This is a genomic window from Pseudoxanthomonas sp. 134C1 (genome assembly GCF_057773065.1).
This window is the reverse complement of the sequence record NZ_JBYMTH010000016.1, coordinates 1-13,739: the sequence shown is the minus strand read 5'-3', so window position 1 is coordinate 13,739 and position 13,739 is coordinate 1. Positions and strand designations below refer to the sequence as shown.

The 13,739-nt window shown below is 60.9% G+C and carries 11 protein-coding genes and 2 pseudogenes; 12 read left to right on the top strand and 1 reads right to left on the bottom strand.

The window, feature by feature from the left end; genetic code table 11:
• Positions 1–473: 473 nt before the first annotated feature.
• A pseudogene (locus tag AC3DEZ_RS20320) lies at positions 474–2,147 on the bottom strand (type IV secretory system conjugative DNA transfer family protein); the annotation flags it as partial.
• A gap of 705 nt (positions 2,148–2,852) precedes the next feature.
• Between AC3DEZ_RS20320 and AC3DEZ_RS20315 the strand changes: the two are divergent.
• From AC3DEZ_RS20315 to AC3DEZ_RS20260, 12 genes and pseudogenes are all read left to right on the top strand, one after another.
• Positions 2,853–3,467 (top strand): hypothetical protein, encoded by a 615-nt coding sequence (locus tag AC3DEZ_RS20315; RefSeq protein ID WP_488389824.1) that lies wholly within the window; start codon positions 2,853–2,855, stop codon positions 3,465–3,467.
• A gap of 147 nt (positions 3,468–3,614) precedes the next feature.
• A complete protein-coding gene (locus tag AC3DEZ_RS20310) occupies positions 3,615–4,367 on the top strand; it encodes a VirB8 family type IV secretion system protein (RefSeq protein ID WP_488389823.1) in 753 nt (250 codons plus the stop codon).
• A gap of 2 nt (positions 4,368–4,369) precedes the next feature.
• The gene (locus AC3DEZ_RS20305; RefSeq protein WP_488389822.1) at positions 4,370–5,143 is read left to right on the top strand and encodes a TrbG/VirB9 family P-type conjugative transfer protein; all 774 of its coding nucleotides are present in this window, start codon (positions 4,370–4,372) and stop codon (positions 5,141–5,143) included.
• A complete protein-coding gene (locus tag AC3DEZ_RS20300; protein WP_488389821.1) occupies positions 5,140–6,354 on the top strand; it encodes a TrbI/VirB10 family protein in 1,215 nt (404 codons plus the stop codon). Before AC3DEZ_RS20305 ends, AC3DEZ_RS20300 begins: the two co-directional genes overlap by 4 nt.
• Positions 6,355–6,365: 11 nt before the next feature.
• Complete coding sequence (gene virB11 / locus AC3DEZ_RS20295; RefSeq protein ID WP_488389820.1) at positions 6,366–7,424, top strand: P-type DNA transfer ATPase VirB11; 1,059 nt, start codon at positions 6,366–6,368, stop codon at positions 7,422–7,424.
• Entirely contained in the window at positions 7,424–8,194 is a 771-nt protein-coding gene (locus AC3DEZ_RS20290; RefSeq protein WP_488389819.1) for a lytic transglycosylase domain-containing protein, read from the top strand. Before virB11 ends, AC3DEZ_RS20290 begins: the two co-directional genes overlap by 1 nt.
• Positions 8,195–8,260: 66 nt before the next feature.
• Positions 8,261–8,626, top strand: a complete 366-nt coding sequence (locus tag AC3DEZ_RS20285) for a TrbC/VirB2 family protein (RefSeq protein WP_488389818.1) — start codon at positions 8,261–8,263, stop codon at positions 8,624–8,626.
• A complete protein-coding gene (locus tag AC3DEZ_RS20280) occupies positions 8,619–8,933 on the top strand; it encodes a VirB3 family type IV secretion system protein (protein WP_488389817.1) in 315 nt (104 codons plus the stop codon). The genes AC3DEZ_RS20285 and AC3DEZ_RS20280 overlap by 8 nt, the downstream gene beginning before the upstream one ends.
• On the top strand, positions 8,930–11,392 hold the full coding sequence (locus AC3DEZ_RS20275; protein ID WP_488389816.1) for a VirB4 family type IV secretion/conjugal transfer ATPase: 2,463 nt from the start codon (positions 8,930–8,932) through the stop codon (positions 11,390–11,392). Before AC3DEZ_RS20280 ends, AC3DEZ_RS20275 begins: the two co-directional genes overlap by 4 nt.
• Before the next feature lie 49 nt (positions 11,393–11,441).
• Positions 11,442–12,209 (top strand): hypothetical protein, encoded by a 768-nt coding sequence (locus AC3DEZ_RS20270; protein ID WP_488389815.1) that lies wholly within the window; start codon positions 11,442–11,444, stop codon positions 12,207–12,209.
• A 44-nt stretch (positions 12,210–12,253) separates the two neighbouring features.
• Positions 12,254–13,237 (top strand): TrbL/VirB6 family protein, encoded by a 984-nt coding sequence (locus AC3DEZ_RS20265; protein ID WP_488389814.1) that lies wholly within the window; start codon positions 12,254–12,256, stop codon positions 13,235–13,237.
• A gap of 145 nt (positions 13,238–13,382) precedes the next feature.
• Positions 13,383–13,739: pseudogene (locus AC3DEZ_RS20260) on the top strand (hypothetical protein); the annotation flags it as partial.

Below are 13,739 nucleotides of genomic sequence, written 5' to 3'. Positions count from 1 at the left end.
GGCGCATGGTTGGCCGGGCCGCTCTGGGATTTGTAGAAGTTGACCGGGATGACGAAACGCTGGGGTCCCAGCCATTCGGTCACCGGCTCGTCGGTGCGGACGCGGGTGCGCCCGCTGGGCGGGGGCAATTCGCCGTCCGCCACCATCCGGTCGACCACGCCGCCGAAGAAGGCGCGCTCGGCGGCGATTTCGTCCAGGCGGGCGCGGTCCAGGGCGATGGGGGCGCAGCGGTACTCCGGGGGCACATGGTCCTGGCGCGGCTGAACCCTCAGGTCCTCATCCGGCGGGTGGCCGGTGGGAACCGTGGGAGCGGCCGGCGTGGTGTGCGCAGTCTGCGTTGCCGGTGCCTCCAGCGACGCGTGGCTGGACTCGGCGCTGGCGTGGCCTTGCGGACTGGCGCAGGCCGACAGCAGCGCCAGGGTGGAGGCGGCGATGACTGCCGTGGTCTTGCCGGACATGGAAGCATCTCCCGGTAATTGCAATGGAGGTATCGCCACCTTGTCCATCAGACGGCGGGTGAAATGGCGATCCTGGTAGTAGCGGATCTTCTGGCACATCACCGGATGCGCCATGCCTTCGTAGAGCAGGATCTGCTTGTCGGGGCCCATGGCCTTGAGTTCCTGCGGCAGCATCAGCGCACGACGCTCGAACACCTCGTTGTCCGATACGCTGCTCCCCTGTCCCCGCGACCGCGTGCGGCTTTGGCGGCGGAGGGTGGTGTAGCCCAGCATCTCCGAGTAATCGTTGGCGTCCTGCTGCTCGCGTGGTGCGTAGATGATCTGCAGGGCGTGATTGGTGATGAGCGTGCGCGAAAGTTCCTTGCCATACACCGCGTCCAGTTGCGCCATCGATTGCACGATCGGCAGCAGGCGCAGGTTGTAGCCCGCCATGTAGGCCACCGCCTTGGCCAGAATGTCGACCTTGCCGATTGCGGTGAACTCGTCCATCAACAGCAGGCACTGATGCTTGAGCGATGCGTCGTTCTGCGGCAGGACCCGGGTATTGGCGTTGATCAACTGGCTGAAGAACAGGTTCACGATGAGTCGGCTTTCGGCCAGCTTGTTGGGCTGTATGCCCACGTAGATGGTCATGCGCCGCCGCCGCACGTCGTCCAGGTGGAAATCGTCGTCGCTGGTGGCGGCGTCCAGGATGGGGTTGAGCCAGGGATTCAATGGTTCGCGGAAGGAACCGATGATAGACGCGAACGTCTCGTCGGCCTGGGACAACAGGCCGGCGAACGCCGTCCGCGCCTGGGTGCCAAGGAAGGACGCCTGCGAAAGCTGTTGAAGATAGGACTTCAACTCCTCGCCGTCCCCGGAACCGGAAGACAGGCGCAGAAGCGCGCCCAGCGTGGGGCGTTCAGCCTCGGGTTGATGGTCCGCCTGCTCGAACAGATAGAGCGCGAGTGCGAGGAAGGCGTTGCGCGCTTGGCTGACCCAGAACTTGTCCTTGTCATCGACATCCGGGTAGAGCATCGCGGCAATGGCCTGGAGATCGGAAATCCGGAAGGCGGGATCCCGCGACACGTAGCTCATCGGGTTCCAGCGATGGGTACGCCTGTCCTCGGCGAAGGGATTGAACAGATAGATCTCATGGCCGATGGAACGACGCCAACCGGAAGTCAGGTCGAAGTTCTCCTGCTTGATGTCCAGCACGACCGCCGACTCGCGATAGTCGAGCAGATTGGGAATCACGACGCCGACGCCTTTGCCGGAGCGCGTGGGTGCCGCAAGGATGACGAACTGCTGGCCGCCAAGGCGAAGCAGCCTTCCGTCCATCTTTCCAACGACGATGCCCTCGTCCAGTTGCCGGAGAAAGCCCTTGGCCGCCAGATCGCGAAGACCGGCGAAACGGGCCTTGCCATGAAGATCTTCGTGGCGACGTGGCCGGAACAGAAGGAGCGATGCCGCAAGCCAGCCCGCTGCGGGAATCCCGAAGCCGAGGAACCCGGCCGCCTTGATGCGGGGCGCGTGAATCAGCACCTTCGGATGGTCGAGATGCTGCAGATAGTCAAGGTAGGTTCCGAAGGACAGGAGACCTGTGTCGAGTTTGAGAAGCAGCAATGTCAGGTAACCGGACAGATACAGTCCGGCGCTTCCGGCAATGAGAAGCAGGGCGAGGGAAGCGAGGAATCGATAGGGCTTCACGGGAGAGCGGGCTCCTGGAAAGTGAGGTCGAAAGATTGGGTGGCGCCGGGAGTCGAGCCGAACGGAACCAGACCATGAGCGCGCAGATGGCCGGAAGTGTGGCGATGACGGGAATCGATTCGCAGTGGCTGACGATGCTGCGGACAAGCGAAAGAATGATTCCAGCGACAGACATCCATGTTCATTCAACGATGGTGACAGACCCTGTCTGTCGTGCACACGCATCGAGTCAGAAAACTAGATGAAGGTCGCCCTTGGTGCGTTCAATGTCATCCATAGGACTTGAACAATGCATTTTCGTTCACCGGGAATCAGGGCTCTTGAGTCGGGGTGGAGGGAATTTGTCCGCGCAGAATGGTGCGAAAAATACGCGGTGATGGATATTTGGAAAAAAAGAGGAAGGGCGGCGGATTGAAAGCCATGCCTATGATTCCGTCCGGTGCGTCCGGACGGGGAAGGAGAATCCAGATCGTCGATAGGCTGCCGTGGCGAGGTTGAAACGGAAGCGTGTTGTGAAATGAAGAGATGGCTCTATGAATCGCAACGCGACAACTGAAGGTTTCTTGCGGGTGCCTAAAATAACAATGAACCCGAATACGTTGACGGTGAGCGAGACGATGCTTAAGTTCTCCGCCCCTGCACCATCGAAGTGATCCTCATGTTCCATCTCGTGAGGCGGTGAGCGGAACAGAAAGGAAGCTGACGATGACAAGAGGAACATGCGGCGTCGCCGATGATGGTGGCGGTCCGTTCGTGGCATGCGAAATGGGATCATCGGGCGATGGATTGTCGCGGAATGCGGGTATCCCGAAGCGGGGCCATGGTCGCGAAGAAGCGCATCCGCTCGTCCTCTGGTGCGCATTGACCAGGAAAACGGAACTCCTCGTCAAGAGTGGCATCACGATTGCCCTGGTGCTGCTCATGACCGGATGTGCGACTCCGGCGCCTCCGGAAATGAAGGGAAAATGGGCGCCCGTCAATCGGTTTGCGGAGGCGCCGGTGGAGATCCCTCTCAGTCCTCGATACCTGTATCAACCCACACCCGCGGATGGGACGTTGAAATCCGTGTTGAGCCGTTGGGCGAAGGATCTTGGTGTCGAGTTGGTGTACCAGCATCCCAGCGACTACACCTTGCACGCACGTGTGGCCGGGATCCGGACTTACGATCCGATGCAGGCGATCAGTTCGATATCGCAGGCATACGCGGAGCAGGGCGTCGTGATAACGCTGGACTCCAGGCGGATGGTCGTGCGCAGGGACGTCCATGCCGGACAAGGGGGCGCCGGTACGGTGGCGCACGACGATGGCGGAGATGAATGATGCGGCGTGACACAAAGGGCGAAGCGCCTGCCGTCAAACAGGCCGTCTCGGCCGCGACCAGTTTTGAGATAACACTCGTCGAGCGCATGCGTCGGAGCGAACGCCGTGCCTGGCTGGTCGCGGGCGCAGCGGTCGCGATGGCCCCTGATGCTCGCCGGCGGATACTTCATTTTCCTGCCACTGAAGGAAAAAGTCCCCTACCTGGTGATGGCTGATCCCTACACGGGAACAGCGACAGTGGCCAAGCTCAGGGGTGATTTCAACAAGCGTGACATAACGGCGGAAGAAGCCATCAACAAGAGCAATGTGGCGCAGTTCGTCCTGGCGCGTGAGTCGTACGATTCCGGCCTGATTGGACAGCGCAACTGGCGAACCACGCTTTCGATGGCGGGTTCCGGAGTCGCACCCGCGTACATCGCCGTCCACTCTGAAACCAATCCGGCCCGTCCCTACAAGTTGTACGGGAGCGGAAAGTCGGTGCGCGTCCGCATCACGAGCATCGTGCTGCTGGGCACGGGCGGGGAACGCCCGACCGGCGCCACGGTGCGATTCCAGCGCAGCATCTATGAGAAGGAGAGTGGCAGACTGGAGCCGTTGGACAGCAAGATCGCCACGATCGAGTTCAGCTACAACCAGAATCTCGAACTCAGTGATGAGGACAGGCTGCTCAATCCGCTGGGTTTTCGCGTGACAAATTATCGCGTCGACAATGATTTCGCATCCGCGCCCGAAGTGGTTCCGGAATTCCCGAGACAAGCGGACTCCCCCGACGCCCGGGATGCGGCAGGTGGATCCGATGCGCTGATGCGGGAGCAGGCGTCCATGCCGCGGACGCCGCCGGAAGCGGTCGAAGCGAAGGGAAGCGAATCGTCCGTTCGCTCGCCGGGGACCGCGGAATGAGGATGGCCGACATGACGAAGATGGGCGCCGTGCTCGGCCTGCTGACGATGGCAGGGACAGCCGCCGCCGGCACGGATACGGCACAGGTAGTGGTGGTGGAGTACGCCTATCAGCCGGATCAGGTCTATCCCATCCGGACCGGATTGGGGATCACCACCCAGATCGAACTCAGTCCGGAAGAGCAGGTGCTCGACTACAGCACCGGTTTCAGCGGGGGGTGGGAGCTGAGCCGACGCGACAACGTGTTCTACCTCAAACCGAAGAACGTCGACGTGGACACCAATCTGATGGTGCGTACCGCTACGCATGCCTACATATTCGAACTGAAAGTCGTTGCCACGGACTGGCGGCATCTGGAACAGGCGCGTGCGGCCGGAGTCCAGTACAAGGTCAGGTTCACCTACCCGCAGGAAACAAGCTTCGCGGCCGCCTCGGCGCCCGTCGACGAAGCCGGACAGATGAATGGCGTTCCCGAGCAGGGCCGGATGTACCACTTTGACTACGAGTACTCCCGCCATCGCAGGCATCCCGCATGGATGGTGCCGGCAGCAGTCTACGACGATCAACAATTCACCTACATCCGGATGGGAACGCTGGACAGATTTCCCAGCGGAAACTTTCCCGCTGTATTCGCCAGGGAAGATCGCAACACCGAGGAACATGTGGTGAACACGACGATCGAAGGGGACATGATTGTCGTGCACGGAACCTATCCATACCTTGTGCTCCGGCATGGAAAGCACGTCATCGGTCTGCGCAGGAGGGGGCAGCGATGAACCACGATGACCATCAGGCCGCGGATCCCGCCGTGCCTCCGACCCGGGGTCAGGGTCCGTATCTGGAAGCCCAACGAGGTGGACCGCTTCCCGATCTGGACGCGGCAACCCCGATCCTGCGCTCGGAGGACGTCCGGAGGCTGAACCACAAGGCCATGATGTTCCTGGGTGGAATCGTGATCCTCTTGATCGCGACGGCCTACTGGATGTTCACCAGCCTGACGGATGGCGGAGGAAACGAATCCGCGGCGGTCAAGGGAGAGCAGTTGGTGATTCCCGCAGCGCCGCGGGATGGCTTGGACGGGAACGCCACGCCGCCGTTCGCCGAACCGTCGCTGCCGCCGCTTCCAATCGCGGTGGAGCAGGATCCCGCGCCGATGGCTCCGTCCACCCAGGCTGCCCAGCGTCCCTATCCGGCGGCCCAGGCGACGCGGACCGCCATGTCATTGCGCGAGCGCAGGATGATGGATTTGGCTACCAGTCCGGCCAGCGGCGATGAGGGCTCCATGGGGATGATGACGCCCCGGGAGTACGCACTGCTCATGTCGCAGATTGGCGCGCCGCAACCGGTGGAAGCACCGCAGCCGGAACCCGCCGCGAACCGCATCAGCGCCCGGGCCCTTTACAGTCCTGACAAGCTGCTGCTGCGGGGTACGTACATCCGCTGCGCGATGCAGTCGCGGGTGGTGACCGATGTTCCGGGGTTTACCTCGTGTGTCGTCACCGAACCCGTGTATTCCGTCAACGGCCGCAGAATGCTGCTGCCCCGTGGTTCCAAGATTGCCGGGGAGTATGGGACGGATTCCATTACGGGAAATCGCGTGGCGGTCGTCTGGGACCGGATTACCACGCCCAATGGGCTGGACGTGAACATGAATAGCCCGGGCGTCGATCGCCTGGGCGGCGCGGGGCATCCGGGTCACTACGATGCCCATTGGGGGCAGCGGACGGGTTCCGCGCTGTTGATCAGCATGCTGAGTGACGCATTCAAGTACGCGGCCGCGGAGAACGGACCGAAAGGAACCACGGTATCGCAGGGCGTCGTCATCGAAAATCCTTACGAGAGCAACACGGCGAGGACGCTGGAGCGACTGGCGAACAGGGCGTTGGAGCGGAACATGACCCGCCCGCCGACCGTTACCCTGAACCAGGGAACCATCGTCAACGTCTATGTCGCCCAGGACATTGATTTTTCCGCGGTCCTGCATTGAGGACACATGCGATGAGCGCGGATGGAAACGAGCGCGTGGCACAGGTCTCCAGCGATTTTCTGGAGTATCAGTATCAGGTCCTCGGAATCAATGAGTACATGCGGTCCTCCGATGTCACGGAGATCTGCATCAATCGGCCAGGCGAACTCTATCTGGAGACCGCCAGTCAGGGCTGGGTGCGCAAGCAGGTGCCTTCGCTGACCTTTGACCGTGCCCGGCAGTTTTGCACCGCGGTCGTCAACGAAAGCAATACGGGGCAGCGTATTACCGACGTGGACCCGGTGGTCTCGCTGACATTCCCGACCGGACAGCGCGCCCAGTTCGTGATTCCTCCGGCCTGCGACGCGGGGACGGCATCGATCACGATCCGGTTGCCCGCGCGATTCGGAAAGACGCTGGAGCAATATGAGCAGGACGGATTCTTCGAGGAAATCCTGCCATCAGGAGGGGGGATCAGCGACCACGACAGGGAGCTCGATCAGCTTCGGCAATCAGGACACTACGCCGAGTTCTTCAAGAAGGCCGTGACCTATCACAAGAACATCGTGGTGGCCGGAGCGACAGGAAGTGGAAAGACCACCTTCATGAAGTCGCTGGTGAATCATATTCCGGAGCGGGAGCGCCTGATCACCATCGAGGACGCGAGGGAGTTGTTCATACAGCAGCCAAACGTCGTTCATCTGCTCTATTCAAAGGGCGGGCAGAGCACCAGCAACGTCACCGCCAAAAGCTGCATGGAAGCCTGTCTGCGAATGAAGCCGGACCGCATCATTCTTGCGGAGCTTCGCGGTGATGAATCCTTCTACTTCATCCGCAACTGCGCGTCGGGACATCCGGGTTCGATCACCAGCTGCCACGCAGGGAGCGCGGCCCAGGCGTGGGATCAGCTGGCGCTGATGGTCAAGGCCTCCCAGGAGGGGAGCGGGCTGGAGTTCTCGGTGATCAAGCGGCTGCTCATGATGACCATCGACATCATGGTTCATATCAAGGCGCATGCAGGCCGCAGGTACATCACCGGCATCGACTTCGACCCGGCGCGTGGCCAGTCGAGCCAGATGGAGGTGCGGTGATGATGCCCGGGTTTGAAATGATGGGATGCACCGATCTGGCCGTACCGCAGGAGGTCATGCAGCACGTGGTCAAGGTGGAATCCTCGTTCAATCCCTATGCGATTGGTGTCGTTCGCGGCCATCTGGTCAGGCAGCCGCGAAATCTCCCCGAGGCACTCGCAACGGTCCGGATGCTGGAGGCGGGCCGTTACAACTTTTCGCTCGGGCTGGCCCAGGTAAATCGCCACAACCTGGTTGCTCAGGGATTGGACAGCTATGAACGCGCGTTTGAAGTCTGCCCCAACCTGCGGGCGGGCGCCCGGATCCTGGCCGACTGCTATCGGCGCGCGGGCGAAGACTGGGGCAAGGCGCTGAGTTGCTATTACTCCGGAAACTACGTCACCGGATTCAAGCATGGCTATGTGGACAAGGTGATGGCGTCCTGGCGACAGGCAGGTACAGGGACTGATCATCAGGCCATTGCCCTGGCAGGCAGGATGCCCGCAAGGGCCGCCGGTCGAACGGGCGCCGCCGCACGGGAAGTTCCGATGCTGGTGAGCTGGCGGGTGGCGGAAGCGACACGCGATGCGACCAGGGTGCCGACGCGACGCATCGCGATCGAGCCCGGTGTCGACTCCCTGGATGCTGTCCAGAAGGCATCCAGCCAGCCGGTGACCGTGAGGCCCGTATCCGACACACCGGCATCGATACCTCAGGCCTCCCCAACCCCGGTTTCCGGTATGTCGCAACCGGAGCCAGGCAGTCAAGACGACGACGCGTTCGTCTTCTAATCCAATGGCCGGAAATGGCCATGCGACACCTTCGGAAATCCGGTCCAATCAATAAGGAAAGTAGATATGTACAACCACAAGATGAAGAACCTCCTTCAGGGAGCACTCATGGCTGCCGCATTCGTCGCCATGGCAACCCTGCCCGAGCTCGCCCTGGCACAGGATGCGACAGGCGCGAAGGGGCGAGTGGAATCCTTCTTCAACAACATCAACTCGCTGTTGAATGTGGCTTCCATCGCGGTGGTCACCATCGCGATCATCTTCGCCGGATACCAGATCGCCTTCAATCACAAGCGAATCAGCGACGTGGCGCCGGTGCTGATCGGTGGCTTCCTGATTGGCGCCGCTGCCCAGATCGCAAAGATGCTGCTTCCTTCCGACGTCACCAGCACGGCCATGATCGTGGGCAAAACCCTCCTGCAATATGCATAAGGACGTCCTGTTCAGGGGGTGTACGCGCCCGCCCATGTTCATGGGGGTGCCGTATGTGCCCTTCGCGATCGGGGCTGGCGCGTGCATGTTGCTGACGGTCTACGCGGACATGTACTACCTGGTGACGCTTCCCGCCACGATTTACGTCATGCGCCAGATGGCGAGGCGTGACGAGATGATTTTCAGGATGCTCGGATTGCGTTTGCAGTTCCGTACCAAGGTGCGGAACCTCAAGCAATGGGGCGGCATGTGGTCGTTCACGCCGAACCGGTACCGAGATCGGCTATGCAGGAAGGAAATGGAATGAAAGCGAGTGGTCTTCCCGACGCGCCCATCGCGGACCTGATCCCGTTCTCGTCCCATGTCTCGCCCAATGTCATCAAGATGGCCGGCGGGGATTATCTGCTCACCTGGCGGTTGGATGGTCTGCCCTTCGTGGGAAGGGAGGAGTGGGAGATCGAGCATCGGCATGGAGCGTTCAACAGGCTTCTTCAGACGCTGCGGGCGCCGGACTTTTCCAATGTCGCATTCTGGGTTCACGACGTCCGCCGGAAGGGAAGCGTGGATATTCGGCCAACGTTCCGGCAGACCTTCAATCAGGAAATATCGGATGACTACTTCGACTCGCTTTCGAGTCAAAAGGTCATGCGCAATGAACTCTATCTCACCATGGTGTACCGACCTGTCGTGGCCGGGAAGCGGTTTGTTGAGAAGTCCACCGACATCAGGCGTCTGCAGGCCGAGCAGGACCAGGCCGTCTCCACCATCATGGAACTCGCCGGAAACGCGGAGGCGGTCCTCAAGGACTACGCGCCGGTCAAGCTCGGCATGTACGAGGCCGATGGAGCCGTGTTCTCGGAAGCCCTGGAATTTTTCGGTTTCATCGCCAATCGGCTATCCGAACCCGTTCCGGTGCTGCGCGCGCCGGTCAATGAATATCTTCCCGTCAGTCGCCATATGTTCTCCGCCAAGTCAGGCGATTTCGTTGTCCGGACTCCGGACGGCGCGAATCATTTTGGCGCCATCCTGAACATCAAGGAGTACACGGACAGTACCTGGCCAGGAATCCTGAACGGGCTGAAGTACCTCGACTTCGAATACGTCATCACGCATTCCTTCAGCCCGATGGGGCGGCAGGACGCGCTCCGGGTGCTCGACCGCACCAAGGGCATGATGATCTCGTCCGGCGATAAAGCCGTCAGCCAGATCGCTGAAATGGATCAGGCGATGGACCAGTTGGCATCCGGAAATTTCGTGCTCGGCGAGTATCACTTCATCATGGCCTTGTACGCGGACAGCCAGGAGGCCCTGTCGCGAAACATCGCCACCACCCGGGCGGAACTGTCCAATGCCGGTTTTGTGTCGGCCAAGGAGGACCTGGCGATCTGTTCCTCCTTCTATTCGCAGTTCCCGGGAAACTGGAAGTATCGCACCCGCCTGGCCAACGTGAGTTCTTTGAACTTCCTGGGCCTTTCCCCGCTTCACAACTTCGCGATTGGAAAACTGGACCACAATCCGTGGGGCGAATGCGTCACCGTCCTGCAGACGACCAACGGGCAGCCGTACTACTTCAATTTTCACGCGACCCATCCGGCTGAGAACTCGCTGGGCGAAAAGGCCATCGCCAATACGATGGTGATCGGGAAGTCGGGCACCGGCAAGACGGCGCTCATCAATTTCCTGCTCAGCCAGGTTCAGAAGTTCGACCCGGTGCCCACCATCTTCTTTTTTGACAAGGACCGGGGCGCGGAGATATTTGTCCGTGCATGCGGCGGCAACTATCTGGCACTTGAGAATGGCAGCCCGAGCGGCTTCAACCCGTTCCAATGCGAGCGGACCGAGGTCAATGTGCAGTTCCTGGTCGACATGATCAAAGTGCTTGCCGGCAAGAGCCACTATACGGCACGGGAGGATGAGGACATCCATCGGGCCGTTGAAAGCACGCTGGACACCCCCCTGCATCTGCGGTCGATGACCAACTTCCAGAAGAGCCTTCCCAACATGGGGGACGACGGCCTGTATGCGAGGCTGCGCAAATGGACCGCCGGGAACTCGCTGGGTTGGGTGTTCGACAACCCCAGGGACACCGTTGACCTCTCAAGGGCCAGCATCATCGGGTTCGACTACACCGACGTCATCGACAACCCGGAGGTGCGGATTCCGGTCATCAATTATCTGCTGCATCGGCTCGAAGCGTTGATTGACGGGCGGCCGCTCATCTACGTCATGGATGAGTTCTGGAAGATCCTGGACGGTGGCGGCGGCCTCAAGGAATTCGCCAAGAACAAGCAGAAGACGATACGCAAGCAGAACGGCTTGGGGATATTCGCCACCCAGAGTCCGGAGGACGCATTGGCGAGCGATATTTCGGCGGCCCTGATCGAACAGACCGCCACGCTGATACTGCTGCCCAATCCCAATGCCTCGCGAGAGGACTATGTCAATGGCCTGAAGCTGACGGACGCCGAGTTTCAGGTGGTCAAGGGATTGGACGAGCGCTCGCGGAGTTTCCTGGTCAAACAAGGACATGCATCGACGGTGTGTCAGCTCAATCTGCGAGGCCTGGACGACGCGCTTGCGGTCATTTCGGCCAGTACCGACAACATCGAAATCATGCATCGAATCCTGCAGGAAGAAAGCGAACGAGGCGGAGGCGCGGATGCGCTGCTGCCGGAACACTGGCTTCCACGGTTCTACCGTGAAAGAAAAGGGGCGGGCAGGGCGCAACCGGAGGAATCCGAAGCGCCAGCGTCGAGAAGGCTGTAATGCGGGACTCGAGTTCGTGCTGGCGCGGTAACCGATTGGAGGAACAACCATGAAAACGGATGGGTTTGAGAACGGCAGGCGCGTACCGCGCGGGATACTGGCGCTGATGGTCGCCGCGGCGTTGGTCGCAGGCGGAGCCCGCGATGCCAGTGCGGGGTTGCCGGTTACCGACATAGGGCACACGATCACCAGCAAGGTCGCATGGATGATGCAGTACCAGCAGATGTTGGATAACCTGAAGAACCAGATCGAAACACTCAAGAGACAAGCCGAGGCACTGAGGCAGAAGCTGGTAGGCGGTTTGGCGTACAAGGGGGGGGCGGGCTACCGCGAGACCTTGCAGGAACGTGATGTCAATGCGTTCGTGGACAAGCGTTGCGGCGACGCCAGCAAGCTGCCCGGTGCGCCTATGCGAGTCAAGGAAACAGTGGCGACCCAGTTCAGGAACTGCGTCACCATCGTTCAAACAGAAAATCGGCGCTACAACGTCGTGGCCAAGGTGATGGCCAATCTCGCCGAACGCGACAAGGAAATGGACGAAATCCGGGACCTTGCCGAAAAGGTCCCGCCGGAAAATCCGGGAGAGTTGGAGCGGCTGAACAACAACATTGCCCAGATCGAGGCAAGGATGTCCGCCGACATGCAGAACTCCCGCACCCTGCTTGAGGCGTATGACGCGCATCTGCGTGTGCTCAACAACGATCAGATCCAGGTCGGACGTTCCGCGTTTCGCGACGATCCCAGTCTGGCAGGGTCGATCGTGCAATACGGCGCGCTGAAGGTGGCACTGAAAGCAGCCAGATCGCGAGAGCGCTGAAACCGCACGGAAGCGAAAGTTGGGCAAGTAATGGGGGCTGGATGATGGATGGCGTAGTGCTTTCGGTGGCGGGGACCCTGCTGGACGGTTGGAGCCAGCAGGCGTCTCTTCCCGAGATGGTGTTTTTTCGCGAGATCAATTCGTTCATAGACGATGAGCTGATTCGGGAGTACCTGCCGAATCTGGGCAAGCGCGTCATGCGGATCATCGGCGGCGTGGGGACGATCCTGCTGACGCTCTGGATAATGATCCAGGGATTCCGCGTCGTGACCGGGCAGTCGCGCGAGTCGATGATGGCGCTGGTCGTCAGCTCGTTGCGCGCCACCTTCATCATCGGTGTCGCACTGGGCGCCGCAGTGTCCTGGGGGCCGATCTACCAGACGTTGACCGACGGCACCACCCGGGTCATCAATGAAGCGATGACCGGCAAGGAAAGCACGGATGGCATCTATGCCAACATCGATCGCACGTTGGCGATCATGCAGGTCGCCATGATTGCCATCGATACCGTCGACAGCAACCTGGACCCCGTGATCGAGCAGCAGAAGGGGCGGGCGATGACCTTCGTTGGCATGGGGTTGGGGGGGCCTGCCATCATGGCGGCTGTCGCGATGATGCTCAACAAGCTGGCGATCGGCCTCATTGTCGCCATGGGGCCGATATTCATTCTGTGCCTTCTGTTCGATCAGACCAAATCGCTCTTCCAGCGATGGCTGCTGTACGGGATAGGCAGTCTGTGTTCCATGGCGTTGCTCAGCGTCACCGTGACCCTCGCGCTGGACATGGTGATCGCGGTGGGCGGCGCGTTCTGGGTGACCAGTGCGATCGGAATGGGCGGAGGCGAGAGCCTGACCAGCATATCCATGCAGCAGGGTGGGCTGGGCATCATCCTGAGTGCCTTGATTCTCAGCGCCCCTCCGATGGCGGCGATGCTTTTCCAGGGCACGCTGGGCCAGTTCAGTGGATACAACGCGATGAGTGGCATCCATTCCCAGCAACGGCCCCCTCGCGTGCCGGGAGTGGAGTAAGGGCGAGCGGCCACGACCTTTCTACCCCCGGCTTAGATGGGGGGCGGCCCCGGTCAGGGACGGGTGAAAGCCCAGCGTTCCAAATGGGCAGTGGAGGAGAGTTGACATGAAGTACGCGGTGGAATCGCGGACGGGAAGGAGGGCGATGGGCGGCGTCTTGTTGATCGCCCTGTCGGCTTGTGGTGCGTCTATGAAATCCAAGCCCGTCTATCGCGAAAATCCCCATCCCACCCAGGCCTACCGGCTGACGATGCGCATTGCGGATGCGCCGGGGCCGTTGAGAGTCATGCGGAGTCTGGCAATTTACAACGTGGTCAATCGCGAGTGCTTGCCGCCGCCCATGGAGAACTTCGGCGGACATACCAGTCCAGTGCCGTCCTCGCGTATCCCCCTCGCTCTCGTGCGGACCGCAGAGGGTGAATACGCTGGCACGTTCCATCTGGACGGCATGATTGACGAGGACTACCACGGCCGGGGTGTGTGCCGCTGGGAGATGAGCCAG